Here is a 26,078-nt window from a genome sequence, read left to right on the forward strand (position 1 = left end):
GTTAACAAAATCCCCTGTGAATATGTCTGCGAATCTTGAGTGGCTAACCCGTGGCACCAGCGAAATTTTTCCGGATAATCCTGAAGAAAATTTAGCCCAGGTTCTCCAGACAGGCGATCGCCCCTTGAGGGTCAAATTAGGGATTGATCCGACAGGCTCTGATTTGCACCTCGGCCACAGTATCCCGTTCCGTAAACTGCGCGCCTTTCAAGACGCCGGCCACACCGCCGTAGTAATTATCGGTGACTTTACCGCCCAGATTGGCGACCCCACCGGCAAATCAGAAGTGCGCAAACAACTCAGTGCCGCCGATGTTCAACAAAATGCCGAAACCTACCTTGAGCAACTGCGGCCGATCCTCGATTTTGAGACCCCAGACCGCCTCGAAATTCGCTACAACTCCGAATGGCTTAAGGATTTAGATTTAGCCAAGATCCAAGAGCTGCTGGCGACGATGACGGTGCAGCAAATGTTGGCCAAAGAAGGCTTCGCCAAACGTTACCAAAGCGAAAACCCGATTTATATCCATGAATTTCTCTATCCCCTGATGCAGGGGTATGACTCGGTGGCTGTGGATGCGGATGTAGAACTTGGGGGCACTGACCAAAAGTTTAATATTGCGGTAGGGCGAGATCTCCAGCGGCACTTTGGGAAAAAGCCCCAATTTGGTCTATTACTCCCCATCTTGATTGGTACCGATGGCAAAGAAAAAATGTCCAAAAGCCTCAATAACTATGTGGGCCTCCAGGACAACCACCACACCATGTACCAAAAGTTGCAAAATACCCCCGATAGCCTACTGAAGGACTATTTTGAACTCCTGACCAAACAAGATCTCCAGACCTTACCTGCAAACCCCCGTGACCAACAAAAACTCCTGGCCCGGGACATTGTCACCCAATTCCATGGGGCTGCAGCGGCGGTCGATGCCGAGAAAGCCGTGCAGGATGTGGCCGCCGCCAATATTCCAGAATTTTCCCTGAAGGTAGTGGAATTTCCCTCACCCCTGTTTTATATTTTGGGTGCTTCTGGCTTGTGTTCCAGTGGCGGCGATGGTCGTCGGCAAATTAAAGGGGGCGCAGTTCGTCTCGATGATGAGCGGATCACGGATATGAATCTTACCTTTGAGAAGCCTGAGCAATTGGTAGATAAGGTGCTCCGGGTGGGGAAAAAGAAATTTGTCCGCCTCGTGCCCTAGGATTAGGACTCTGATTTCTAAGGATTTCATGAACAGTTGTAACATTTCCGGCTGTTCTCAGAAAAAATTCTGCGATTAGGGACGGACAACGCGATACCCTAGTTTGAGTCAAAATTTTAAGATCATTTTTATAAATCCGAATTGATATGACCGCTGAGACCCCCTCGAAACGCACTGTGCGGATTGGCTCCCGCAAAAGCCAACTTGCTTTAGTCCAAACCTATTGGGTACGGGATGAGCTGCAAAAAGCCTATCCAGAGATCACCTTTGAAGTACAAACCATGGAAACCCAAGGGGATAAAGTGCTGGATGTGGCCCTGTCAAAAATTGGCGATAAGGGATTATTTACCCAGGAACTCGAAGACGGCATGTTGAAGGGGGAGACAGATTTTGCGGTGCATTCCCTGAAGGATTTACCGACGAATTTGCCTGAGGGGTTGATGCTTGGCTGTGTCACGGAACGGGTTGACCCGGCGGATGCCCTGGTGGTTAACGAAAAACATCGGGATAAAAAGCTAGAAACCCTCCCACCAGGCTCGATAATTGGCACTTCTTCACTGCGGCGTTTGGCCCAACTGCGGCACCATTTCCCCCATTTGGAGTTTAAAGATATTCGTGGCAACGTGAATACACGTCTGGCGAAGTTAGACCGGGGCGAGTATGACGCAATTATCCTAGCGGCGGCAGGTCTGCAACGGCTTGATTTTGGCGATCGCATCCACCAGATTATTTCCAGTGATATTTCTCTCCATGCGGTGGGGCAGGGGGCCTTGGGCATCGAATGCCGGGATGGGGATGAAGAGATTTTGGGTCTGCTGCGGCCTGTGCTCGAACATGCCGAGAGCCGCGATCGCTGTTATGCGGAACGCTCTTTCCTGCGTCAGTTAGAAGGAGGCTGCCAAGTGCCGATTGGGGTCAACACGATCATTGAAGGCGATCGCCTGACTCTGGTGGGAATGGTTGCGAGCTTAGATGGGCAAACCCTCATCCGGGATGAAGTCAGTGGTAGCCGCGCTGATGCAGAACAACTCGGTATTGAATTAGCCCAAAAGGCGATCGCCCAAGGGGCAGACAAGATTTTGGCCGAAATTAACGAAGCGAACCGTGCCTAATTCCGTAGTTGAGTGATGGATTGCACCCTCCTCCAAGGGAGGGGGGATTTTCATAGCAACTTTATAACTGGGGTTCTGGTCGGTCTGTAGGAATCTCTGGCGATCGCAGTCGATTGTGTTCGCCATAGCCAAGCCGATTCAAGGTCTCGATATCTCCCTTAGGCGATGGAGACGTTGTGGTTGGTGAGTTTTGAGACTCCGCTTTACGTTGTTTTTTAAGTTTAGATTTTCGTCCCATGGTGAAGATCTCCTCACAATGCGCAGTGCCGCTTTCAGGCGTGCATTTGGAATGTTATCGGCTTGCCTAAGTGCCTCAACAGTCTTTCATTCAAGACGTTTCTGCCAACTTTGGGTGAGCGTCATGAAAGAACAGCGACCCACAAATTTAGAGACTCGTAAACTATTGGCAAAATCTATCCCTCGACAAGCCATTCATAAAATTGGCACAATGGTTTGTGGTTTCAAGTTTTCCTAGAAAATTTTACCCTTGTTTCCGGAGGCTTGGTGAATCCTCGTCTTTCTTCTGTTTGGAATATCCCGCAACTGTCGTCAGCCGATGCGACCCTCAGCCAGAGTACCTTGAGTATTCGGCCTGCTACCCTAGAGGATGCCCGCGCCCTGGCAACGGTCTTGACCCATAGTTTCCATCACTACCAAGGCACTTGGGGATGGTTAACTCCCCTCCTGCGCCTGGGGGTCTATGAAGATTTACATCACCGTCTCAAACAGACTAAAGAGCACCATGCTTGTTTTGTGGCAGCAATGCAGACGACAACAACTGAGGAAATTGTCGGCACAGTAGAAATTTCGGTGCGCTATCTCAATGCCCTGGCGATCGCCCCTGCCAAGGCCCCCTATATTTCCAATTTGGCAGTCAATCCCGAATACCGTCGCCTGGGCATCGCCCGAAAACTTTTGGCCCGGTGTGAAACCCAAGTGCGTTACTGGAATTATGGCAGTGTGGCCCTCCATGTCTTGGAAAATAATCAAGCCGCCAAACAACTCTATCTCAGTTGTGGGTATGATATTAAATATGCAGAACGTCCCCTAAGTGCTTGGGTACTCCGTCGGCCGCGCCGTCTCTTTGTCCAAAAGAGTTTATCTCCCTAAGCAGGTTTGTTTGTTCACCGCCGCTGGTTTGGCGATCGCCACTGTTCTTTATCCTTTGCCATGGGCTCTACCTCCCGCTCAACCACAAATTCTCCCATCGACCATCGTCAAATTTTGACCCAATTGAAGCAGGGAGAACTTTTGATGGTAAACCCCCGCCGTAAAAATGGCTTGATTTTACGCAAAGCCTATCACGGCGATTTTGCTGGCCCGGGAGCAATCATTGGTGGCGTTTTTGATCAAGATGTAGAATCGGTAATTGCCGTGGGTGCCCTGTCCTTGTTAGTGCCAGCGCCCGGTACCGAGCGGGAAAAGGCCTATCTCATTCGGCGGCAATGGGTCAGACTTCTGAAGCAAATCACCGACAAACCCGTTCCAGAACAGCGGGCCCAAGTTATCTTAAATCAGTTTGAAAATTGGTTTGACCTCGACACGGCTGCCCAACTGTCCGATGATGTCTTTGCTGAGTTGGTGGGAGTACTCCCCCAAACCATCGCTAAGGTGCGTAACCGTGTCAACCGCTCAGAAATCTAACGGCAAAATGTTCACCTTTGGATTGTTGTAAACCTCACCTTTAGGGGATGATAGAAATCAGTCACCAAGAGGAGAACAGTTGGCATGGGGGAGAGCATCCCAGAACAGCAGGCGATCGCCGAAACGATTGCCCTCTTAGAATATTATGGCTTTGAACTCAATGGTCAGACCGCTGCCGCCACCATTGAGCAATGGTGTTCCCATAGTTCTATTGCCTGGATTCGCCTTGCTGTCCTCGAAGCTCTGTATCGGGGCCGCTATAAAAAAATTTCTGTCACGGCAATTCTGCGGGTTTGGCAACGCTGGGGAAAGCCCCAAGTCCAATTTAATCGGGACTTTGAAAGCCTCATTTGTGCTGAACTTCCTACCAAGACGACCCTTGCTCAGCCTGGTCAACCCAATCGTGTATCCCCACAACTACCCTCCCCAAGCCTTGAAATTGCCGCCTTCTCGCCGCCACCAGAGTTGGCAAATTCCGATGCTTATCAAAAACTAAAGGCGATCGCCACCCAGCCAGACACCAAAAAACCCTAGGAAGACACTAGGGTTAAAGACGAAAGCCAGATGTAGAATAATGCCGTTGCTGGCTAATGGTGCGTTGAAGTTAGTGAACTACCCCGCCGCAAGCAGCGGGACTGCCTGCCCAAAGAACAGCTTTCTATTCCGAGGAATAGCGAGTCTTATATTCTGGCGATAGGCGGACTCCCCGGTTCCCGAGGACAAAAATCACGGTCACCAAAAATACTTTGTATGTGTCTAGCTTGGTTTTCGCTATCCGTTGCCGTGTCAACGATATGATCATAGAGTATTACGCCCCAAGGGGCGGGGATTTCAACCCTTTGCCGTTAAAGTTCTTTATCAATCGCAGCAGCGAGGGTTGTTTTGGGCACAGCACCGACTACCATGCTGACCTTTTTGCCCCCTTTGAAAATCATCAAGGTGGGGATGCTCCGAATACCATATTCGCTGGCGACACCAGGGTTTTCGTCGGTATTGAGCTTAAACACCTTGATTTGATCTTGGTATTGTTCGGCGATCTCCTCCACGACGGGAGCAACCATACGACAGGGACCACACCAAGGAGCCCAGAAGTCGACGAGTACAGGGACGTCACTTTCGAGGACTTCTTCTTGAAAGGTTGCGTCTGTGACTGCGGCAGTTTTTGACATGCCTCTAAATTCCTAATTTATACAAGATTTTTCTAAGGATACCTACGGATTCTAGCATAAAGGTCCCGACCCATTTGGAACTTTGGGCAAAATGATAGAAAATTTTGCGTTTGTTGCTTTCCTGAAAACTGAAGGAAAACCAATGCTAGGATATAGCGAGCTTTTTTTATCCTCCATCGCTCAGGGGGATACGACAAGCAAACCTTTTCAAGAAAGGTGATTGATCCCAGGGGGAGTCGGCAACTTTGCGCGCAACAATCCTGTTAAATTACTGACAAAAAAAACGCCCGAATACTATGGCGATTCGGACGAAGTATGGTGTGAGGAGTGAACAAAAACTTTCATTCTTTATCGCAAAAGTTTTTGCCCATCTCTATTGTAAAGGAAAAAAGAGCGTTTGTTCAGACCCGCTCGGCGAGCTGTGAAATTTCTTTAAGAGGTTAAATGCATGGGGAAAGAAAGGGTATTTTTGCAAGCGGTGAGGGAGATGGGACAATGCGCATCTTAGTACTCAGTTGGGAGTTTCCCCCCCGGGTTGTGGGCGGAATTGCTCGCCATGTGGGGGAATTGTATCCAGAAATTGTCCGCCTGGGCCATGAAGTTCATATGTTGACCTTGGCCACGGGGTTAGCGCCAGCCTATGAAATTGTCGAAGGGATCCATGTGCATCGGGTCGTGGTGCCGGATCACCCTGATTTTTTCGAGTGGGTGGGGGCGATGAACCAAGAAATGCTGGCCTATGGTGCGGCTTTTTTAGAAAAAACGGGCCTCTGTGAGTTAATCCATAGCCATGACTGGTTAGTTGCTGATGCGGCGATCGCCTTAAAAAATCAGTTTAAAATTCCACTTTTGGCTACCATTCACGCCACGGAATATGGTCGCCATAATGGCATTCACACCGATACTCACCGCTACATTGCCCGCAAGGAAAAAATGCTCTCCCATGAGGCTTGGCGGGTGATCGTTTGTAGTCAATACATGCGCCATGAACTGGAGCGGGCCTTGCAAACCCCCTGGCCAAAAATGGATGTGATTTTTAATGGGATTCGGCCGGAAAAAAAACAACATGCGGGCAGTTTTGACCGTCAGTCTTTTCGCCGTCAGTTTGCCCCCGATGACCATCGAATTGTTTATTATGTGGGGCGTTTGACCTACGAAAAAGGGATTAACGTGCTCCTGAGTGCCGCGCCCCGAATTCTGGAGGTGATGCGGGGGAAAGTCCGGTTTGTGATTATCGGGGGCGGTAATAGCGATCGCCTCAAGGAACAGGCCTGGAATTTGGGCATCTGGGAACAGTGCAATTTCACGGGGTTTATGTCTGACGAAGATTTGGATAAATTCCAAACCATCGCCGATTGCGCCGTGTTCCCGAGTTTATATGAGCCCTTTGGGATTGTGGCCCTCGAAAGTTTTGCGGCGAAAGTCCCGGTGGTCGTTTCCAATACGGGCGGCTTACCGGAGGTGGTTATCCATGGGGAAACGGGCATTGTCACCTATGCGAATGTGGCCAGCTCCCTTGCCTGGGGGATTTTAGAGGTCTTACAACACCCAGACTATGCCAAAATCCTCGTGGAAAATGCCTATGCGGATCTGCCCCGGCGCTTTAATTGGGCAAAATTGGCGATCGCCACGGAGCAGGTTTACCAACGTATTGTCCAGGAGCGGGCCGCCGTGGTCTGGGAATAAAAGCGATTTATCTAGCCTAAAAAGAGTTTGTAGGCAGGATTTTGATTTTCGTCCCAGTAGCGGTAGCCGAGTTGGTCGAGGAACGTTTGCCAATCGTCCATTTCGGCGGGGGGAACCTGGACGGCGATCGCAATCCGTCCGTAATCAGCACCATTATTACGATAGTGGAACCCACTAATATTCCAATGGGGGCTCATGGTATCGACAAATTTCATCAAAGCCCCTGGATATTCGGGAAACTCAAAGCGATAGAACAACTCATGGGTTGCCTTGGGACTACGGCCACCGACCATGTGACGCAGGTGCAATTTTGTGAGTTCATCATCGGTGAGATTGAGGGTTTTAAAGCCATGCGCTTCAAAGGTTTCGGCGAGGGTCTTAATTTCACTGCGGTCAGAAATTTGTACCCCCACAAAAATATGGGCTTCCTGCTCATCGGCAATGCGATAGTTGAATTCGGTTAAATTGCGGCTCCCCATACAACGGCAAAATCTCCGCAAACTGCCTGGTTGTTCTGGGATTGTCACCGCAAAAATCGCTTCTCGACCCTCCCCAAGTTCGGCCCGCTCGGCCACAAACCGCAGGCGATCAAAGTTCATATTCGCCCCACAGGCAACGGCCACTAAGGTTTCGTCCTTAATACCTTCCCGTTCTACATAGGCTTTCATCCCGGCGATCGCCAACGCCCCGGCCGGTTCCAAAATAGAGCGGGTATCCTCAAACACATCTTTAATCGCCGCACAGGTATCATCGGTGGAAACCAGAATCACTTCATCGACATATTCCTGGCACAGGCGAAACGTTTCTTCCCCGACGTAGCGCACCGCTACCCCATCGGCAAATAAGCCCACCTGGGATAATTGCACCCGTTCCCCTGTTTCGAGGGATTGTTTCATGGCATCGGCATCGACGGGTTCGACACCAATAATTTTGATCTCAGGCCGTACCCGCTTCACATAGGCCGCAATCCCCGCAATCAGTCCGCCACCACCGATCGCCACAAAAATTGCGTGGATCGGCTGTTGGCACTGGCGCAAAATTTCCATACCAATGGTGCCCTGCCCGGCGATCACGTAGGGATCATCAAAGGGATGGATCAACGTTAACCCCTGTTCATCGGCGAGTTTACGGGCATGGGCATAGGCATCATCATAGGCATTCCCATGCAAGATTACCTCGCCCCCCCTGGCTTTAACCGCATTGATCTTCACCTGGGGGGTCACCACGGGCATCACAATCACCGCCCGAGTCCCCAATTTCGTTGCGGCCAAGGCGACCCCCTGGGCATGGTTCCCGGCGGAGGCAGCGATCACACCACATTGCAATTGCTCTGGGGTCAGGTGTGCCATCTTGTTGTAGGCGCCCCGCAGCTTGAAAGAAAATACTGACTGCATATCCTCCCGCTTAAGCAACACGTGGTTGTGGAGGCGGCGCGAAAGATTGGGGGCCACTTCGAGGGGGGTTTCTTGGGCTACGTCGTAGACGCGGGCATTTAAAATTTGGATCAAATAATCGCAGTGCATAGGGCGATCGCCAACGGGAATTTTTTAAGACAGATAAAAGTGTGAGGATTTTACTGTACCCCCATCCCGTCAATCCACGAAAGCCTAGTTCAACGAAAAGGTCAATTTCTTGAGGGGCGATCGCCAATCTCGCGTTGTTTTTTTGGGGAGAGGTGGGGCTTGGCATTCCGGTTGTACCACAGGGACTAGGTGCTGCTCTTCAACCACCAGTTGCCCATTATCTAAAGCTTGTCGCCATTGCTTCCCCTGTTTCCAAGCCTGATACTTTCGGACATTCCAACGGGGATTACTGGGATAACCCGCAAAGCCAGACCGTAGGGCAGGATGACTTTCCCTCGGGATCGCAGTTTCGATGTAAATGCCTTCGGCCAATTCCACCAACCGTTGTACAGCATGGTTTGTCATCATCTGACTCTGCCTCCCTAACGTCAACGAATATTACAAGATCACATTACCCTTTACTAAATGCACCAAAAAACAAGACTAGCTTTTGGTATCAATGGGGGGAAAACGCCAGGCGAAACTTCCCACATATACAATGGTGAACTGCCATAAAAAACAAGCCCAGCCATCTGACTAATGAAAAAATACTATTTCGGTATCTTCCCTTTAGTCTAGACTGAAAACTTTGTTTTTACAAATTTTTAAGATTGTGATCGATAAAAAGATTTAGATGACAATCATTGATGTGATTATTGAAATTTTAAGAGGCTATTTTTGCCCCTAAATCAGCCTTGAGGGCCATGAGGGTTTCTTGCAATTTTCCGGTTTTGAGCCAAGTTTGGGCTAAATCTAAGCCACTTTGGAGATCCTTGACTTTGCCGCAATGCCACAAATAAAAGCCCCCATTCCACACAGCAGAATCAGTTAAGGGTGAGGGCTGTCCCTGGAGCAGTGCGGCGAGATCTTTATAGTATTGATCCGGGCTCTCTAGATGAATGTCTTCGCCCCCTAAACCATAGTCATAGGGATTGGGTTTGAGATAGACAAATTCATCGGCGGATTCGGTTTGATTGGTGACAACAATGGTGGTCTGGGAAATGCGCAGATCGCCACTGCCTTCTAAGCCTTTGATCAGGGTATAGGGAGGGTTACCCCGCTCTGTAAACGTATCGCGGATAATTGCTTCGGTGGGGGGATGTACGTAACCGGCGATGGTGTGGGCTTGGCGATCGCCATAGGGAGACCAGACCAATTCGAGGGTTGCCAGGGAAGGACGTTTGCCTAATTCTTCGCGGTAGGGAATCAGGGTTTGGCTAGCGGGCAGGAGGGTGGGGGTATAGCAGCAAGCAAAATGGGTGCGCTGGAAGTAGCTTTGCAATTGGGCAAAACTGAGGGCTTTGAAATCCAGGCCCAGGGCTTGCCAAATTTCTCCGAGGGGGAGGCCATATTTCGTCGGGAGGCGATCGCCACCGTGCAGGAGCACCGGCACCCCAGCCGTTTTCAAGATCAAAGCCGTGATCGGTGCAATGGGGGCTGTTTTGGTGCGGCCATCGTAGGGAATCCCCAAGATAAAAACTTTTTCACCATCGGGGAGGGGGTCTAATTTTTGACTGCGGCGGTCATAGGTATCGAGCATCCCTGCCAGTTCTACCCCAGTGGGTCGTTTGATCCGTTGGGAAATGAGGAAGGCCCCGATTTGGGCTGGGGTCGCAGTACCATCGAGCATCATGTCTAAGGCGATCGCCGCTTCGGCGCGGGTCAAACTTTTGCTGGTGTGTTTACCGCTGCCAACTTTCTTCAGTAGCTCACGAAATTCGGTACTCATGGGGCCTTGCTGTGGGTGGGGAAATGGATTTTCTCAGATTAAGAAATAATTAGCTTAACTGATTGGCTTCTAAAAATCAGCCAAGTTCGGAACTTGTGGCGCTACCAATTTTTTTCAGGGCGGCGATCGCGTGGAGTTGGATCGGCTTTTCGGGGCTTTGGCTAAAGGCAGTTAGTAAGGTTTGGGCGCGGAGATCCTGGAGCTGGCCGAGGGCATAAACAAACGCTTGTTGAATCGGCAAGGGTTGGGGCTGGGAAACTTTTTGCCAAAACTGAAGCAAGATCGCTGTGCCCTGTCCCCGGAGACTGGGTTCGGTGATCCGGCCAAGGGCCTTGAGCGTTTCTAGGACAATCGTGTCAGCCTCGTGGTAGAGCAAGGATTCGAGCTGGGTTAGACTTTCTGGGATTGCTAACCAACCAAGGGCTTGGATCAGACTACATTGCAACGGTTCGGGAGTATGGGGAGATTGCAGTACAGTGGCGATCGCCTTGGCTGCTTGGGGAATTGGGAAACGACTGAGGGTAAACCCGGCCTGGGCACAAACCTCCAGGTTGAAATCGTAGAGCAATGGCTGGACTTTTTCGCACAACACAACCGGATCAACGGACTGGCCCCAAAAGCCCAAACCCTTGACCGCCTCCCGACGCACCTGGGCGACGGTATCTGTTAGGGCAGACAGCAGGGCAGTAAAAATTTGCGGCTGGCGAAATTGACTGAGGGTTTCGATGGCTAAACACCGTATTTGGGGATCTGGGTCATCAATGACCGTCAGCAAGGGATCAATAATTTGCGGATAGCGCAGTTTACACAGAGCTTTGACGGCGAGGCTGCGACTTTCTGGTTTGGCCAAAAGCGGCACCAAATAATCAACGGCTTTTCCTTCTAGCTGCACTAAAGTTCTTATGATTTCCTCGAGGAGGAATTCTTCTGAGCAATGGTCAATGAGTAAAATCAAGCGGGCGATCGCCTCAGGATCTTGGTACTGCCCTAAAATGCGAATCGCAAACCAACGTAATTCAGTTTCGGCGGTGTGGTCTTCGGCGATGGTCAAAAGAGGGGCGATCGCCGTTGGGCCTAGTTTTGCAAAAACCTTAACCAGTCGCCAGCGTTCTTGAAATGTCCCTTCCCGGAGTAACTGAAAGGCCCAGGCTTGGGCGGTGGGTTCCTGACGAATATCCGCCGTCATATATAACTGCAAAAATTCCTGGAGTGTTGGCTGTTGGGCAACATCAGACAGTGCTGTATTTCTTCGCCCCATGAATTCACTCCCCTTACTGCGACACAAAATGTTGACAGACCTTCAAGGTAAGTCTCTCTCTCCGGAAAACTGGTATCACAATTTACAGGATGCCTGAGGGAATTGCATAAATTGCATAATTTTCATGTATTCAATAAATCTTTTGCTGCCAAATTACGGAAAGCGAGCATTTCTTGGGCAGGGGTGCGATCGCCGTTGCAGGCAATGCGTCGTGGGGCGCTCAAAGTTGTCACAGTGAAACCCAAACTTTGATAAAGATCTAAAATTCTGGGTGTGGCTTGGTTCGAAGCAATCGTTGGCACCGTTTGCTGTGCCAGCCAGGTGGCTAATCGTTCTTGATCGGCCCAACTAAATCCCCCGGCGGCATACTGACGAAACTCCACATCATAGGGCGGATCAGCATAAACAAAACTGTGGTCATCAACTGGCATTTTTTCAAAATCTCCCCATTGAAAATGCCAAGCTTGAAATAAATTTTTGTAGGCTAAAAAATCATCTCTGTAGTTAATTGAACGATATCGACCGAAAGGAACATTGAATTTTCCCTGAGAATTAAATCGACATAGGCCGTTAAAACCAGTCCGATTCAGATAATAAAATAAGCTTGCTGCCTCTTGGGTCTCACTCTGATTATTTTCAATTAACTTATTAAACCGTTCTCGGTATTGATAATAGAGATCAGCATCATTTTTCATTAAAATGTCACTTTTCAAGCCTTTTTTAAGTTGCTTATAAAAATTAACAAGGTGGGGATTAATGTCATTTAAAATTGCTTTTTCGGGAGCCAACCCCAAGGCGATCGCCAACCCACCACAAAACGGCTCAATCAATTGAAAATCCTGATAATCCTCCCAAATTGTTTTTAGAGTCGGCACAAGCCAACGTTTACCACCAGCCCACTTTAATGGTGGTGTTAAATTTTCAGGATTAACCATAGACACAAAAAAACGACAGGATTTTATAATACCAACCCCATCGTATAATTCCTTCACTTTAGTTCAACATATAAGCATTAAATGCTAGCGATTCAGAACATCATTGCGGTGCTGCACTGAACCCACAATGGTGACGACTTCGTCGATTAAATCTTGGGACACATTCAATTCCTGGAGGGTCAACACCAAATTTTCGGCGATCGCATCAAAATGGATATCCGTTAGGCCAGCATTTTCAACCAATTCCTTATGGGCCGACCGCATCGAACGACCCGGAAAGCGATCCGTTCCCCCAAAAACATAGGTCATGAAATCCTTTTGGTGCTGCTTTTGTTTGGCCATGTCAGTGTCGACAAAAAAACGATTGACCCGTTCGTCAGCCAGAACCTTACCGTAGAACTTCTCCACCGCAAGATCCACTGCCGCTGCGCCACCTAACTTTTCGTACAAACTAGCCATAGGCGAACCTCCGTTTATTTGGCACCATCCCATTCATCGTAACAACGAAAACCTAGAGGTCAGCAAAACCTTTTTTCTTTTTCGCCTTTTTCTTTTTCTTCGGTGTACCACCACGGCCAGGACGTCCCCCCATACCAGGCATCCCCCCACCGAACATGTCACCGAGTCCACCCATGCCGGGTAAGCCACCCCCTTGGCCCATTTGCTGCATCATCTTCCGCATCCGGGTAAAGTCAGCAATGAGTTTCGAGACATCTTTTTCTGATAATCCAGAACCCTTAGCGATGCGGGTACGGCGTTTGGGGGTTTGGGCTAAGACATCCGGATTTTTGCGCTCCTCTTTAGTCATGGAGTTAATCATGGTCTCCACACGCTTCAGTTGCACTTCTCCCTGTTCGAGCATATTTTTATCAATTTTGTTACCCATGCCAGGGATGAGCTTAAGCATGCCGCCAAGGGAGCCCATATTTTTTAACAGGCGCATCTGTTTGAGAAAGTCATCAAAGTCAAAGCGAGCTTCCAGTAACTTGGCCTGCATCTCCTCGACGTCGGACAGATCGACGGCTTCTTGAGCTTTCTCGACAAGGGTGAGAATATCGCCCATGTTGAGGATACGCGACGCTAAACGGTCTGGGTAGAACGGCTCCAGAGCTTCTACTTTTTCGCCAACCCCAATAAATTTAATCGGTTGACCAGAGATCATCCGCACTGATAGGGCCGCCCCACCTCTGGTATCACCGTCCATCTTGGTGAGAATGGCCCCGGTAACGCCAATTTCCTCGTGGAAGGTGCGGGTTAAACTGGCGGCTTCCTGACCTGTCATCGAGTCAACGACCAACAAAGTATCGTCAGGGTTAATCGTGTCTTTAATTTGCTTGAGTTCGGCCATCATGTCGGCATCGATCTGCAAGCGACCCGCTGTATCCACAAGGACGACATCAACACCGAGTTCCTTGGCTTTTTCGACTCCCTGTTTGGCAATGTCAACGGGATTTGCATCACTCCCCAGGTCAAACACAGGCACATCAATTTGTTCACCGAGAGTTTTGAGCTGATCGATCGCCGCTGGACGGTAAACGTCGGTTGCGACCATCAGAGCGGTTTTATTTTGCTTACGGAGATAGAGAGAAAGCTTGGCTGTGGCAGTGGTTTTCCCGGTCCCCTGCAGCCCGGCCATAAGAATCACGGAGGGCTTATTTTCTGCTTCGGCGAGGGGAACGTTGCTCTCCCCCATGATTTTGACGAGTTCGTCGTAGACAATTTTGATGAACTGTTGCCCTGGATTCACGCCAGAAATCACTTCTGCACCGACTGCCGCTTTTTCTACATCAGAGATAAAGCCCTTGACCACCTGGAGGTTGACGTCGGCTTCGAGGAGGGCACGACGGACTTCTTTTAGGGCTTCTTTGATGTTAGATTCGCTGATTTTGTCCTGGCCCCGGAGGGATTTCCAGGCATCTTCTAGGCGTTCGGCTAGGGCGTCAAACATAGGTCTTTTCTCTGGGTGGGCTGTTTAGTGACTGTCTAAATACTTTACCAAGTTGCGGACTGTCGCAGGTTCGGCAGTCTCTCTTTATCAGGGGCGATCGCCTTTTTGTCAAGAAAGGCCAAATTTCGGACAATAGGAAAAGGTAAAGAATTGTAACGGACATTTTAGGGATGAGTAAGGGCAAGGTTGCGGTTATTGGGGCGGGCATTGGTGGCTTAACGGCGGGGGCTCTGTTGGCGAAACGGGGCTACGATGTCACGGTTTATGAGCAGGCGGCGATCGCCGGGGGCTGTGCGTCCACTTTTAAGCGTCGGGGCTTTACCTTCGATGTGGGGGCAACCCAGGTGGCAGGCCTAGAAACAGGGGGCATCCACCAGCGCATTTTTCAAGAGTTGGGCGTAGATTTACCCGCAGCGACGGTTTGCGATCCGGCCTGTGCGGTGTTTTTACCGGGTGAAACAGAACCGATCAATGTCTGGCGTGATGCCGAAAAATGGGAAGCTGAACGGCTCCAACAATTTCCCAAGAGCGAAAAATTCTGGCATTTATTAAAGGTTTTATTTGCGGCGAGTTGGCAATTTCAAGGCCGTGATCCGGTGGTGCCGCCCCGTAATTCTTGGGATATTGTGCAGTTGATTAAGGCATTTCGGCTAGATACTTTGGTGACAGTTCCCTTTGCTTTGCTGACGGTTTTAGACGCGCTGAAATTATGTGGTGTTGCGGCAGATCAAAGATTGAAAACTTTTTTGGATTTGCAGTTAAAACTGTATTCCCAGGTGGATACTTCCGAAACAGCGTTGCTCTATGGTGCGACGGCCCTTGCGGTTTCCCAAACGCCCCAAGGCTTATTTCATCTCCAGGGTAGTATGCAAGTCTTAAGCGATCGCCTCATCGAAGCCTTAGAAAAACATGGGGGAACTCTCCTTACCCGCCACCGAATTAAGGAAATTGACTTGGGTCAAACTATGCCTCAATTAACAGTCTTTGATCAGCGCAAAAATGAAATTTCAACCCAAGCCTTTGATCACATAGTCGCTAATACCATCGTCCAAGATTTAATCAAAATTTCAGAAAATCCACCCCCATCAATTTTCAAGAAAATCTATCAAAAACGCATTGAAAATTTACCAGATCCATCAGGAGCATTTGTTGTTTACTTGGGTGTAAAAGAGGTTGCCATTCCCGAAAACTGCCCCCCCCACCTGCAATTTCTCTATGATTATGACCAAGAAATTGGCGAAAATAATTCCCTTTTTGTTTCGGTGAGTAAACCCAATGATGGTCGCGCCCCAGAGGGTCATCGGACGATTATTGCTTCTTCTTTCGTCGATCCGGATCCCTGGTTTGGCGAAGGTTATGCAGAACGCAAAGAACGTTACACCCAAGAGGCGATCGCCAAATTAGGCCGTTATTTTGACCTTTCCCCAGAAAATATCATTGTCCAAGAAGCCGGAACCCCACGCACTTTTGCGTTCTATACGGCCCGACATAAAGGCTTTGTCGGTGGGGTGGGGCAGCGGATTTCAACCTTTGCGCCCTTTGGATTCGCCACCAGAACCCCTTTTAAAAATGTGTGGCTTGTGGGGGATTCCGTCCACCCAGGAGAAGGCACGGCTGGGGTAAGTTATTCTGCCTTGACTGCTGTGCGCCAAATTGAACAGGCAACTTAAACAGTCAATAAACGAGCTTCAATTTTTTTCATTCGTTGATTGAATTCTAACCAATGATCTCGATGAAAAAGATATTGATTTATATCTGCAATTTCTTGGGCGATCGCCACCTGTTCTTCTGAAACTAAATCATGTTTAAATAGCCATTGAGAAACCCTTGACCAGCTCCAGATCATTGATTTTTGACTCATCCCAGAAATAGGCAATGGAAAATTGCCAGTACCTCTTTCACCATTGATTAACAAACGCACATATTCACGACTTTTTTGGATACGACGTGCTATTTCAGAAACTGTCACTAGATCATCTGGCTGAATACTATCAACACGAATCTTAGGTTGAGCAATGCTTTCAACTTGACGAATCGCTGACCAAACGGCTTCACTGAAAGAAGCTGCTTCACGATCAAAATCTAAATAAACCACACCATTACGGGTTAATAATGAAGCATCGTCACAACCTACTTCAAAAATACGATCAACAAGCTGTTCATCAAAGTCATGAATATTTGCTAAAACCAACGTAAATTCATAATTATTCATTGTCTTCTGAATGGGAGCATTGTTTAATGGCTTTTCTGATTTGCTTAGCATGATTCTCAGGATTACGGGGTGTAGACAGAACGGATTTTTTACAACCCAACCAACTATGTTCTGGACAAAGTAAAACCCCAAAAGCATGGGCAGAACCGCTAGATTTTTTGAATATCCAACCTTGTTCTAATGCTTCTTGTATGGCGGCTGCAATTTCTTTGTTGTGGTGTAGCTTGCCCATTGACATCCCATGCTACTGGTCATTTGTACTTTGATTGGAATAACAACTATTAACCTATCCTTGCTGTTGCCGTATGTCAACTAACAATGAAGTCCTAAATGAACGTATTTCTTGATTTCTCCGCAGGCGATCGCCTCAGGCCACCCTTGCAGTACCATTTGGTTAAAGAGACGACATTTTTTAGGACAAGTACATCGTGAGCGAACAGCCCAACCCCAAAGTATTTTTCGACATCACCATCGGCGGCGAAAGTGCCGGACGCATTGTTTTTGAACTCCGAGCCGACGTTGCCCCCAAAACTGCTGAAAATTTCCGCGCCCTCTGCACTGGCGAAAAAGGCATCGGCAAGCGGGGCAAACCCCTCCATTTCAAAGGTTCTAAATTTCACCGGGTGATCCCTGAATTCATGTGCCAGGGGGGAGACTTTACCAACGGCAACGGCACCGGCGGCGAATCCATTTATGGAGACACTTTTGAAGACGAAAGCTTTGAACTACGCCACAACGTACCTGGGTTGCTGAGTATGGCCAACCGTGGCCCCAATACCAATGGCTCCCAGTTCTTTATCACCACGACCCTGACTCCTTGGCTCAACGGTAAGCACGTAGTCTTCGGCAAGGTGATCGAAGGGATGGATGTGGTCAAAGCGATGGAGGCCCAAGGTTCTGGTAGCGGTGCCCCGAAACAGGAAATTGCGATCGCCGATTGTGGCGAGCTTTAGGTTCGACAGTATTTAACACTGCAAAAAAAATACTGCTGTTTTTGTTACGAAACGGGGGGAGAATTCCTGTCTATGATGAGGAAGCCAAATATTCCCCCTTTTTTGTTTTTTTGAAACCATGACCCAAGCTAACGATGCCCCAATTCTGAATGTTTCTGATCTCAATGTTTATTACGGTGAGAGCCACATTTTACGGAATGTAGATTTGAATGTGCCCCAAGGGGAGATGGTGTGTCTAATTGGTCGCAATGGCGTCGGGAAAACAACGCTCCTAAAAACCATCATGGGATTATTGCCCCCCCGCACCGGGAAACTGCGTTTTTTGGGCCAAGAAATTAATTCCCTCGCGACGGATCGCCGTGCCCGGTCTGGGATTGGCTATGTTCCCCAAGGAAGAGAAATTATTCCCCGGGTCACAGTCAAAGAAAATTTACTCCTCGGCTTAGAGGCATTACCCAAGGGCCGCCGCAATAAGAGCAATATCCCCTCAGAAATTTTAAATTTATTCCCAATGCTCAAGGAAATGCTGCACCGGATGGGGGGCGACCTCAGTGGGGGTCAGCAACAACAATTGGCGATCGCCAGAGCTTTGATGGGCCGACCGAAATTACTGATCCTGGATGAACCCACCGAAGGGATTCAGCCGTCGATCATTTTAGAAATTGAAGCAGCCGTGAAACAGATTATTGCCGAAACAGGAATTTCTGTGCTTTTAGTGGAACAACATTTACACTTTGTGCGCCAGGCAGACCGTTACTACGCGATGCAGAAAGGGGGCATTGTCGCTTCCGGGAGTACCCACGAGTTAAGCCAGGCTGTAATCCAGGAATTTTTGGCCGTTTAATAAACATCCCGCGCCGCCCGATGGAGCAGGGAATGGCGGTACACAAGGTCATGGATATTTTTCGCATAGCCCCCACCAATCACACAGGCCACTGGATAGCCCGCCGCCAGACAAGTACTCAGTACCATGCGCTCCCGTCGGTACAAACCGGAGTTCGTCATTGCTAATTTGCCGAGGCGATCGCCCACATGGGTATCCACTCCCGCATCATAAAACACCAAATCCGGCTTCACCTGACTCAGGAGATCTTCTAGATGCTTGGCCAAAATTTGCAGATAGCCATCATCATCTAATCCTGCTGGCAAGCCAATGTCGAAGTCACTGCGCTGCTTTTGGCTGGGAAAATTCACCTCACAATGCATCGAAAAGGTAAATACCGTCGGGTCATCTTGAAAAATAAACGCCGTGCCGTCCCCCTGGTGGACATCTAAATCCACGATTAAAATCCGCTTCGCCAAGCCCCGTTGCTGAATTGTCCGGGTGGCGATCGCCAAATCATTCAAAATACAAAATCCCGACCCATAGCCCGGAAAAGCATGGTGCGTTCCCCCTGCCGTATTACAAGCCAGTCCATGCTCTAGGGCCAACTGCGCCGTCAAAATCGTCCCTCCCACCGCCGTCAAAGTCCGTTGCACAACTCCCGCACTCCAGGGCAGACCGATGCGCCGCTGTGCCTTTGGGGTCAATGTTCCCTGGCAATAGGCCGTCACATAGTCCGGCTCATGGACAAGTTCTAGCCACCTTCGATCTGGCAATTGCGGTTGATAAACTTGCTCCGGTTGAATCACCTCATCCCCCAACAGCAACTCATGCAATAACCGAAACTTCGGCATCGGGAAACGATGCTCCTCTGGAATCGGCGTCACATAATCAGGATGATAAACAACCGGAAACCCCATACCATGCCCCTAAATTAGCAATTTATCCTCCCAGGATTGTAAAGAATTTTTGCAGTAAGGGCAGTAAGATTAGCTTTTAGCTGCCTAAGACCATTAAAAATTTAGACATCTGATTCAAAATCCAATAGAGCAGCTATAATCAAACGTAACAAGATAAGGATTTGATCCAGTTAAGTGAGATTGTCTAATAGTTTTCCTGACTGCGTAGCTTTCCGAATCTCTGCCCTCTACGATTCTCCGATTCGGAAGAATATTCGTTAATTATGTCGATTTATATTGGAAATTTGTCCTATCAGGTCACTGATGAGGATCTAAAAGAAACCTTCGCCGAATATGGCAAGGTAAACCGCGTCCAAGTTCCCACTGACCGGGAAACTGGCAGACCGAGAGGATTCGCCTTTGTAGAAATGTCTAGCGAAGACGAAGAAAATGCGGCCATTGAAGCCCTAGATGGTGCTGAATGGATGGGTCGTGACCTCAAGGTTAATAAGGCAAAACCCCGTGAAGACCGTCGTCCCGCTTCCCGTGGCGGTGGCCGTAGCCGCTACTAAAGCTTTTTTGTAGCATTACCACCCGATACAGCTACTTAGTCTAGCTGTCGTCAAAAGTAAATTGGTTTGTTTCCCACTACCATCGGCAGTGGGATTTTTTATGGGGCTGTGTTGCCGTTTAGCAATCGTAGTAAAGGGAAAATTCGTAGGGATGAGGCCGCAACCGGAGAGGATTCACTTCAGCGTCCAATTTGTACTCAATCCAATTTTCAATGAAATCTGCCGTAAAGACACCGCCGACCGTTAAAAAGTCGTGATCTTGTTGGAGGGCTTCGAGGGCTGCTTCCAAGGAGGCGGGGGTCGAAGGAATTTTGCTCAGTTCCTCAGGGGTCAAATCATAGATATCGACATCTAGGGGATCGCCTGGGTCAATGGCATTTTTAATCCCGTCAATGCCCGCACAGAGCATCGCCGCAAAGGCAAGATAAGGGTTAGCGGTGGCATCGGGACAACGGAATTCGAGACGTTTTGCTTTGGGATTTGGCCCAGATAGGGGAATACGCACCGACGCCGAGCGGTTCCCTTGGGAATAGGCCAAATTAACCGGGGCTTCAAAGCCAGGGACAAGGCGCTTGTAGGAGTTGGTACTGGGGTTAGAAAAGGCGAGTATGGCCGGGGCGTGCTTGAGGATCCCGCCAATGTAATGAAGCGCTAGTTGACTCAGGTTGGCATAGCGATCGCCCCAAAAAAGTGGTTGACCCTCTTTCCAGAGGGATTGGTGAGTGTGCATTCCGGAGCCATTATCGTTAAATAGCGGTTTCGGCATAAATGTCACAGTGCGCCCATACTTGCGGGCAACATTTTTGATCACATACTTATAGGTCATCAAATAATCCGCCGCCTTGAGGAGCGTCGCAAAGCGAAAACCCAATTCATTTTGGCCCCCGGTGGCTACTTCGTGGTGGTGTTTTTCAATGGGGACACCACATTTCGCCATGGTCAGTAGCATTTCTGTGCGCATATCCTGGAGGGTGTCCGTCGGTGGCACAGGAAAATAACCCTGTTTGTAGCCTGGCTTGTGGGCGAGATTGCCCCCCGGTTCTTTGCGGCCCGAATTCCAGCGACCCTCGACGCTATCAACGTAATAAAATCCTTTATTCTCCGTCTGGTCAAAACGCACATCGTCAAACACAAAAAATTCTGCTTCGGGGCCAAAATAGGCGGTATCACCCAGGCCGGAGGCCGCGAGATAATCCACTGCTTTTTGGGCAATGCTCCGGGGATCACGGCTGTACCACTCCCCCGTGCGGGGCTCTTTGATGGAACAAATGAGGCTGAGGGTTTTTTCTTTACAAAATGGGTCGATCCAGGCAGTTGTGGGATCAGGCACCATCGCCATGTCAGATTCATTAATGGCTTTCCAACCGCGGATACTCGAACCGTCAAAGGGCACCCCATCAACAAAGGAGGCTTCGTCCAGTTGATCTTGGTAAAACGAGCAATGTTGCCAAATGCCTGGTAGATCAACAAACTTGAGGTCGATAATTTGAATATTTTCCTCTTGGATCAGCCGTAAAACGTCGGTTGCTGTCTGGGTCATGGTGGGGCGCCTCACAAACGATTCTCAATTTTCACTGGTGGATCCGGCAAGCGATGGGATTAGCTTCGACACAGTTCGCTTGATCCTAAAAAGAGTTATGGCAGTTCGTTGTAGCCTGGGTCACATCTTCACAGGTTGCGGCCCATGAACCGCCATTGTCAGGGTAAGGTAGATTTAAAACTTCGGGTCAGGCGATCGCCAAAATTTCACCAAAATATTTACAGAAAGTCACCCCACCTTGCGTTGATGGTCACAGCCTCGGTTTTGCTTGGGAAAAACAAAAATCGCCTTTTCACTCTCAGATTTAGAGCAGTTTTATTATTTTTTTTAAAGAAATGTAATCAATACGGCCCGAAACCTGGGATTATAAATGCCGTATAAAATTACGGAAAAAGGCATCCTCCACTCCTTTGGGGGACGTAAAACAGGCTCGTCCTGGGGTCTCTACCCAAAGGAAAAACCATGTACTTCAGTCATGGGAGTATGTCAATATAAAACGAAGCTTCTCATCCCCCTGGGATGATCTTTTCTAAACGCGCTTAATAAAACTGCTGTTCGGAGAAAATTTAATGCGGGACGCTGTTACAAGTCTGATCAGAAATTACGATACCACCGGGCGTTACTTTGACCGTGATGCCATCGAGAGCCTTAAAGATTACTTTGCTTCGGGGAATGACCGAATCGCCGTTGCCGCGATGATCAATAGTCAATCTGCGGAGCTTGTTAAGGCCGCCGCTAATAACCTCTTTGAAGCGGTGCCTGAGCTGCTCTTAGCCGGGGGCAACGCCTATACAACCCGTCGCTTTTCTGCTTGTTTGCGGGATATGGACTACTACCTCCGCTATGGCACCTATGCCTTGATTGCTGGGGATATGGACGTTCTCAACGAGCGGGTACTGCAGGGTTTAAGAGAAACCTACAATTCCCTAGGGGTGCCCATTGCGCCGACGGTCCGGGGGATTCAATTCCTCAAGGATGCCATTAAGGAAATGGCGGCGGCGGCTGGCATTGCAAATACAGCTTTTGTCGATGAACCGTTTGACCACATGACCCGTGAACTGAGCGAAATAGATCTCTAGATTATTTGACGGCAACTAACTTATCCCAATGGTGGGCTGTCACCTCAGTTCCTTGCTCTGACCCTGGTCGGGGCAATTTTTTTATGGATCTTTTTCTAAACCTAGACCTAGGCACTGAGGGTATCGAGGCGCGGTTGAGAAAGAAGTTGGGTAATGAGGCTACAAAAGTATTGAATTGGCGGAATCTCTAGGCGATCGCTGGTCGTGACGAGCACGACTTCCCGCATATCCATCGCATCGGGTAACGCTTTGACCACCAGGGCAGAATCAGTGCGAGCTTCAACAAGGGCAGATTGGGGCAAGAGGGCAATCATATCGCCTTGGCGTACCAGTCCACGGAACGCATCGAGGCTATTGAGTTCAACGGTGGCCGTGGGGGCGAGGCCGTGGTTAGCCAATTGATCTTGTACGTAGCGTTGCATGCCATAGCCATCTTTGAAAACAACTTGGGGGTAGCTCGCGATGTCGATCCAGCTTAATTTTTCCTTTTGGACGAGGGGATGATGTTTGCTGAGGAGGACTTCAACGCTTTCTTTGTAGAGGGGCATCACGACCATATCGGGGCTGGCGGTAAGAAAGCGATTGTTCATGACAATGGCCACATCCACGAGGCTATCCCGCAATACTTTCAGGGCGCGATCGCTGCCGAGGGCGGTGACCCGCAGTTGGGTTTGGGGATACATCCGACAGAATTGTTGGAGCACAGGCGGCAGGTGATAGGCACAGACGGAGTGAATCGCGGCGACACAAAGCTCCGATTGGTTGCCAGCGAGGAGATCATTGATTTCAGCACGGGCATTATCCCAACTGCTGCAAATTTTGCGGGCATAGGGCAAAAACCGTTCCCCCGCCAGGGTAAGTTTGACCTGGGCACTGCGGTGAAAAAGGGGCATGCCGACGGCGGCCTCAAGGCTTTGAATTTGGCGACTGACGGTGGATTGGGTGACGCCACATTGCTGGGCTGCTTGACCAAAATTTCCGGTGGCGGCGATCGCCAAAAATGCTTGCAATTGCTCCAGGCGCATGGGTCATCCCCTTGGTTAAATGTTTTCCTGTCATGTGCCCAATGAGTTTACTGCATTGATTTTGGGGCTTTTTGTTCCGGATGTTACAAACGTGACATACTCCCGACGCTCATGCTGACGCATAGAGCGCGGGGCTGCTTGCGGGAATAGCTCAATAATTTGACAAAAGTCCAGCAAGTTTTGCAGAAGAATCTATGATGGGGACAATTTGCACCTGTGCTCAATCTATGGCCGAGTGATTTGCCTCGGTTGCATCGCTAGATATGCCCAATATGAATCACTCAAATCCGGCTCCCTTGGTTCCCTCCCTTGACCATTGGGCCATGCCGTTTAGTAATCAGCTTGTCACCGTCAAAGGTTTAGGAGCTTGGTTTGGGTCTGGGTTTAATCCGACTCAACCAGTGACTCGGCGTGAATTTGCCACGGTGCTGGCCCAATGTTTTGATCTGCCACGGCCCTGGGGCACTTTTGTGCCGGAATTCTCGGATGTTTCTCACCCAGACCAGCTGGCGATCGCCAAAGCAGTATCCATGGGATTTTTGACGGGTTATCCCGATGGTCCTTTTCGCCCCCAAACTGTCCTAAAACGCTTTGAAGTGCTAGAAGCATTGGTACGGGGTTTGGGCCTAAGTCCGGGCAATCCGGCGGTCTTACGGGCGTTTCGGGACTACGCCCAGATTCCCTCGGCGGCGATGGGGGAGATCGCCGCTGCCACCCAACATCACTTTGTCGTGACCCAGCCCCAAGTTGATCTCCGGCCCCTCCAACGCATTACCTGGGGAGAAATGGTGGCTTTTTTGCACCAAGCTTTGGTTTTACAGGGAGAATTGCCCGTCTTGGCTGCGCCTGGGTTGGTCGATCCGCTGCCCTATCTGCCGACTTTTACCGATGTGCAAAATCATTGGGCCAAGCCCTTTATTCAGGCGATCGCCAATCTTGGCTACATTCACGGTTCAGCCCAGGGCGAATTTTCCCCAGATCAGCCCCTCAGTCGCGGCCAGTTTGCCCTGTGGATCCAGGCCCTGTTTCACCCCAGTCCCCGGCGGCCCCGGCAGCAATTTCTCGATGTGCCGCCCCATTCCCCTGCGGCTGAGGCGATTCAACAGGGCTATCGGGGCTGCTTTTTTTCAGGGTTTCCTGATCAAACTTTTCAGCCCCAGCAACCTTTGCGGCGCGTCCATCTTCTCGTGGCGATCGCCCAGGGCCTCCGTTTACCCCCAGGGGACATTGCCCTAGCAGAACATTACACAGATTATGAGGAGATCCCCCCCTATGCCCAGGCAGCGATGGCGGCGGCCCTCCAAGCAAAGATTGGTGTGCTCCCCCAGGAAAAATCGAGACTCAAACCCGGAGCGATCGCCACCCGAGCTGAAGGCCTCGTTTATTGTCACCAAGCCTTGGTTTATCGTCGACGGTTATTGCCGCAAACCTAGGGACTGACAGGATTTACGGGGCGCACGGGCACCTGATGCTGTTGGAGATAGGTCTTAATTTCGGCGACGGTCAGTTGACCATAGTGGAGTAACGAGGCGAGGAGGGCGGCCTCTGCTTTCCCGGTCGTCAAGGCTTCGTAAATATGCTGGGTATTCCCCGCGCCCCCAGAGGCAATGACCGGAATTTCAACGGCATTGGCGATCGCCTTTGTCAGTTCGAGGTCATAACCCGCCTGGGTACCATCGGCATCCATACTCGTCACGAGCAATTCCCCAGCCCCCCGTTGGGCCATTTCCTTCGCCCAGCCCAGGGCATCAATCCCGGTATTTTCCCGGCCTCCTCGCACATACACATCCCAACCCGGATTTGCTGGATCTGGTCGTCGCCGGGCATCGATCGCCACCACAATGCACTGATTACCAAATCGTTCCGCCGCTTCATTGATGAAATTGGGGTTCCGCACCGCTGAAGAATTGATACTGACCTTATCGGCCCCGGCCCGCAGGAGATTTTTAATCTGGGCTGTGGTGCTGATGCCACCGCCGACGGTAAGGGGAATAAAGACCTGTTCTGCGGTTTGGTAGACCACATCGATAATGGTGTCGCGGTCTTCGTGGGTGGCAGTGATGTCTAGAAAAACCAATTCGTCGGCCCCCGCATCGTTATAGACTTTCGCCAGCTCCACCGGATCACCAGCATCCTTAAGATCGACAAAATTCACACCTTTGACAACCCGGCCAGCATTTACATCGAGGCAAGGCAAAATTCGTTTGGCGAGCATTTTAAATGGGGTCTCCTAGGTCAGGGGGCAAGGTCATATTTTAAGCGGTTTCAGGTTCGATCAAAACAATAGCGATTCACTGTGGCGGCAGCGAGGGGGGTTCCTTTTATGGGCAACATCATGGTTGCAATGACCTTCAGAAACGTAAGCGCAAGCCAACTGATACTTGGGAATTTTGCGGTGATTTAGAATAGGCTTGTATTTCGCCGATCAGTTTTTATGCGTGTTGTAGCTCTCCAGGATGACATTCTCTGTATTCACCAAGATGATCTGCCCCCCTACAAAAAAGGCGGCTCGGTGGTGCGCAATAGTTATTTTTGGGCGTTGAAATCCATTGCTTGCTATACGCCACGCCAGGGAGATTGGGAATTTGATCGGGTGGTGTGGGTTGCTTTGGGGCGGATGTTGATGGCATTTACCACCTCCGGTTACCTCGGCAGTTCGGAGACGACTTTAGAATTTCCGGAGGCGATCGCCATCCCCGAATCTTTACGTTCCGTTGCCACCTATCTCTAGGGT

General features: G+C 49.8%; 28 protein-coding genes. 13 read left to right on the forward strand and 15 right to left on the reverse strand.

Annotated features, from left to right (window positions below):
- Window positions 1–16 precede the first annotated feature (16 nt).
- Together tyrS and hemC are read left to right on the forward strand one after the other, a co-directional pair.
- Window positions 17–1,198, forward strand: a complete 1,182-nt coding sequence (tyrS, locus tag AWQ21_RS07825) for a tyrosine--tRNA ligase (RefSeq protein ID WP_315862170.1) — start codon at window positions 17–19, stop codon at window positions 1,196–1,198.
- 146 nt (window positions 1,199–1,344) lie between these two features.
- Complete coding sequence (gene hemC / locus AWQ21_RS07830; protein ID WP_065714056.1) at window positions 1,345–2,310, forward strand: hydroxymethylbilane synthase; 966 nt, start codon at window positions 1,345–1,347, stop codon at window positions 2,308–2,310.
- A gap of 61 nt (window positions 2,311–2,371) precedes the next feature.
- Here the strand turns inward: hemC and AWQ21_RS16190 are convergent, their stop codons facing one another.
- The gene (locus AWQ21_RS16190) at window positions 2,372–2,548 is read right to left on the reverse strand and encodes a hypothetical protein (RefSeq protein ID WP_157094718.1); all 177 of its coding nucleotides are present in this window, start codon (window positions 2,546–2,548) and stop codon (window positions 2,372–2,374) included.
- A gap of 215 nt (window positions 2,549–2,763) precedes the next feature.
- On the opposite strand from AWQ21_RS16190, the gene AWQ21_RS07835 reads away from it, so the two are divergent.
- The 3 genes from AWQ21_RS07835 (at window position 2,764) to AWQ21_RS07845 (ending at window position 4,488) form a co-directional block, all read left to right on the forward strand.
- Window positions 2,764–3,420 carry a GNAT family N-acetyltransferase gene (locus tag AWQ21_RS07835; RefSeq protein ID WP_232314922.1) on the forward strand — a complete coding sequence of 219 codons (657 nt, stop codon included), beginning with the start codon at window positions 2,764–2,766 and terminating at the stop codon, window positions 3,418–3,420.
- A 60-nt stretch (window positions 3,421–3,480) separates the two neighbouring features.
- Window positions 3,481–3,954, forward strand: a complete 474-nt coding sequence (locus AWQ21_RS07840) for a hypothetical protein (protein WP_065714057.1) — start codon at window positions 3,481–3,483, stop codon at window positions 3,952–3,954.
- An 84-nt stretch (window positions 3,955–4,038) separates the two neighbouring features.
- Window positions 4,039–4,488 carry a hypothetical protein gene (locus AWQ21_RS07845; RefSeq protein ID WP_065714058.1) on the forward strand — a complete coding sequence of 150 codons (450 nt, stop codon included), beginning with the start codon at window positions 4,039–4,041 and terminating at the stop codon, window positions 4,486–4,488.
- Window positions 4,489–4,799: 311 nt separating this feature from the next.
- Here AWQ21_RS07845 and trxA read toward each other — a convergent pair whose 3' ends face one another.
- Window positions 4,800–5,123, reverse strand: a complete 324-nt coding sequence (trxA, locus tag AWQ21_RS07850) for a thioredoxin (RefSeq protein ID WP_012307227.1) — start codon at window positions 5,121–5,123, stop codon at window positions 4,800–4,802.
- A 495-nt stretch (window positions 5,124–5,618) separates the two neighbouring features.
- Here trxA and AWQ21_RS07855 point away from each other — a divergent pair, with 495 nt between their 5' ends.
- Window positions 5,619–6,809 (forward strand): glycosyltransferase family 4 protein, encoded by a 1,191-nt coding sequence (locus AWQ21_RS07855; protein WP_065714059.1) that lies wholly within the window; start codon window positions 5,619–5,621, stop codon window positions 6,807–6,809.
- A gap of 11 nt (window positions 6,810–6,820) precedes the next feature.
- Here the strand turns inward: AWQ21_RS07855 and ilvA are convergent, their stop codons facing one another.
- The 7 genes from ilvA to ffh form a co-directional block, all read right to left on the reverse strand.
- The gene (gene ilvA / locus AWQ21_RS07860) at window positions 6,821–8,332 is read right to left on the reverse strand and encodes a threonine ammonia-lyase, biosynthetic (protein WP_065714060.1); all 1,512 of its coding nucleotides are present in this window, start codon (window positions 8,330–8,332) and stop codon (window positions 6,821–6,823) included.
- Between the two features lie 84 nt (window positions 8,333–8,416).
- Complete coding sequence (locus AWQ21_RS07865; protein ID WP_012307230.1) at window positions 8,417–8,740, reverse strand: hypothetical protein; 324 nt, start codon at window positions 8,738–8,740, stop codon at window positions 8,417–8,419.
- A gap of 295 nt (window positions 8,741–9,035) precedes the next feature.
- Complete coding sequence (locus tag AWQ21_RS07870) at window positions 9,036–10,100, reverse strand: anthranilate phosphoribosyltransferase family protein (RefSeq protein WP_065714061.1); 1,065 nt, start codon at window positions 10,098–10,100, stop codon at window positions 9,036–9,038.
- 76 nt (window positions 10,101–10,176) lie between these two features.
- Entirely contained in the window at window positions 10,177–11,358 is a 1,182-nt protein-coding gene (locus AWQ21_RS07875) for a HEAT repeat domain-containing protein (RefSeq protein WP_065714062.1), read from the reverse strand.
- Between the two features lie 122 nt (window positions 11,359–11,480).
- Entirely contained in the window at window positions 11,481–12,293 is an 813-nt protein-coding gene (locus tag AWQ21_RS07880) for a Dam family site-specific DNA-(adenine-N6)-methyltransferase (protein ID WP_065714063.1), read from the reverse strand.
- 84 nt (window positions 12,294–12,377) lie between these two features.
- Window positions 12,378–12,752 (reverse strand): group 1 truncated hemoglobin, encoded by a 375-nt coding sequence (locus AWQ21_RS07885; RefSeq protein ID WP_065714064.1) that lies wholly within the window; start codon window positions 12,750–12,752, stop codon window positions 12,378–12,380.
- A 52-nt stretch (window positions 12,753–12,804) separates the two neighbouring features.
- Window positions 12,805–14,241, reverse strand: coding sequence for a signal recognition particle protein (ffh, locus tag AWQ21_RS07890; protein ID WP_065714065.1), 1,437 nt, complete (start codon window positions 14,239–14,241; stop codon window positions 12,805–12,807).
- 170 nt (window positions 14,242–14,411) lie between these two features.
- Between ffh and crtD the strand changes: the two genes are divergently transcribed.
- On the forward strand, window positions 14,412–15,911 hold the full coding sequence (gene crtD / locus AWQ21_RS07895) for a C-3',4' desaturase CrtD (RefSeq protein ID WP_065714066.1): 1,500 nt from the start codon (window positions 14,412–14,414) through the stop codon (window positions 15,909–15,911).
- On the opposite strand, the gene AWQ21_RS07900 is transcribed toward crtD, so the two are convergent.
- Together AWQ21_RS07900 and AWQ21_RS07905 are read right to left on the reverse strand one after the other, a co-directional pair.
- On the reverse strand, window positions 15,908–16,453 hold the full coding sequence (locus AWQ21_RS07900; RefSeq protein ID WP_065714067.1) for a hypothetical protein: 546 nt from the start codon (window positions 16,451–16,453) through the stop codon (window positions 15,908–15,910). The genes crtD and AWQ21_RS07900 overlap by 4 nt on opposite strands.
- Window positions 16,446–16,685 carry a hypothetical protein gene (locus tag AWQ21_RS07905; protein WP_065714068.1) on the reverse strand — a complete coding sequence of 80 codons (240 nt, stop codon included), beginning with the start codon at window positions 16,683–16,685 and terminating at the stop codon, window positions 16,446–16,448. The genes AWQ21_RS07900 and AWQ21_RS07905 overlap by 8 nt, the downstream gene beginning before the upstream one ends.
- Before the next feature lie 196 nt (window positions 16,686–16,881).
- Between AWQ21_RS07905 and AWQ21_RS07910 the strand changes: the two genes are divergently transcribed.
- Both AWQ21_RS07910 and urtE read left to right on the forward strand, forming a co-directional pair.
- A complete protein-coding gene (locus tag AWQ21_RS07910) occupies window positions 16,882–17,406 on the forward strand; it encodes a peptidylprolyl isomerase (RefSeq protein ID WP_012307239.1) in 525 nt (174 codons plus the stop codon).
- Between the two features lie 142 nt (window positions 17,407–17,548).
- Window positions 17,549–18,250, forward strand: coding sequence for an urea ABC transporter ATP-binding subunit UrtE (gene urtE / locus AWQ21_RS07915; RefSeq protein ID WP_065715268.1), 702 nt, complete (start codon window positions 17,549–17,551; stop codon window positions 18,248–18,250).
- Here the strand turns inward: urtE and AWQ21_RS07920 are convergent.
- Entirely contained in the window at window positions 18,247–19,149 is a 903-nt protein-coding gene (locus tag AWQ21_RS07920) for a histone deacetylase (RefSeq protein ID WP_065714069.1), read from the reverse strand. The two genes, urtE and AWQ21_RS07920, sit on opposite strands and share 4 nt — an antisense overlap.
- A gap of 263 nt (window positions 19,150–19,412) precedes the next feature.
- On the opposite strand from AWQ21_RS07920, the gene AWQ21_RS07925 reads away from it, so the two are divergent.
- On the forward strand, window positions 19,413–19,700 hold the full coding sequence (locus tag AWQ21_RS07925; protein ID WP_012307242.1) for an RNA-binding protein: 288 nt from the start codon (window positions 19,413–19,415) through the stop codon (window positions 19,698–19,700).
- A 118-nt stretch (window positions 19,701–19,818) separates the two neighbouring features.
- Here the strand turns inward: AWQ21_RS07925 and glnA are convergent, their stop codons facing one another.
- Entirely contained in the window at window positions 19,819–21,240 is a 1,422-nt protein-coding gene (glnA, locus tag AWQ21_RS07930) for a type I glutamate--ammonia ligase (protein ID WP_065714070.1), read from the reverse strand.
- Window positions 21,241–21,809: 569 nt separating this feature from the next.
- Between glnA and apcB the strand changes: the two genes are divergently transcribed.
- A complete protein-coding gene (apcB, locus tag AWQ21_RS07935) occupies window positions 21,810–22,319 on the forward strand; it encodes an allophycocyanin subunit beta (RefSeq protein WP_065714071.1) in 510 nt (169 codons plus the stop codon).
- A gap of 107 nt (window positions 22,320–22,426) precedes the next feature.
- On the opposite strand, the gene AWQ21_RS07940 is transcribed toward apcB, so the two are convergent.
- Window positions 22,427–23,344 carry a LysR family transcriptional regulator gene (locus AWQ21_RS07940; protein WP_065714072.1) on the reverse strand — a complete coding sequence of 306 codons (918 nt, stop codon included), beginning with the start codon at window positions 23,342–23,344 and terminating at the stop codon, window positions 22,427–22,429.
- A 272-nt stretch (window positions 23,345–23,616) separates the two neighbouring features.
- Between AWQ21_RS07940 and AWQ21_RS07945 the strand changes: the two genes are divergently transcribed.
- The gene (locus AWQ21_RS07945; protein WP_198159626.1) at window positions 23,617–24,777 is read left to right on the forward strand and encodes an S-layer homology domain-containing protein; all 1,161 of its coding nucleotides are present in this window, start codon (window positions 23,617–23,619) and stop codon (window positions 24,775–24,777) included.
- Here AWQ21_RS07945 and hisF read toward each other — a convergent pair.
- Window positions 24,774–25,559: an imidazole glycerol phosphate synthase subunit HisF gene (gene hisF, locus AWQ21_RS07950; RefSeq protein ID WP_065714074.1), complete on the reverse strand. Its 786-nt coding sequence runs from the start codon at window positions 25,557–25,559 to the stop codon at window positions 24,774–24,776. The two genes, AWQ21_RS07945 and hisF, sit on opposite strands and share 4 nt — an antisense overlap.
- Before the next feature lie 219 nt (window positions 25,560–25,778).
- On the opposite strand from hisF, the gene AWQ21_RS07955 reads away from it, so the two are divergent.
- Complete coding sequence (locus AWQ21_RS07955; RefSeq protein WP_065714075.1) at window positions 25,779–26,075, forward strand: hypothetical protein; 297 nt, start codon at window positions 25,779–25,781, stop codon at window positions 26,073–26,075.
- Window positions 26,076–26,078: the final 3 nt, after the last annotated feature.

This window comes from Picosynechococcus sp. PCC 7003 (assembly GCF_001693255.1).
In the GTDB taxonomy this organism is placed as follows: Bacteria; Cyanobacteriota; Cyanobacteriia; order Cyanobacteriales; family MRBY01; genus MRBY01.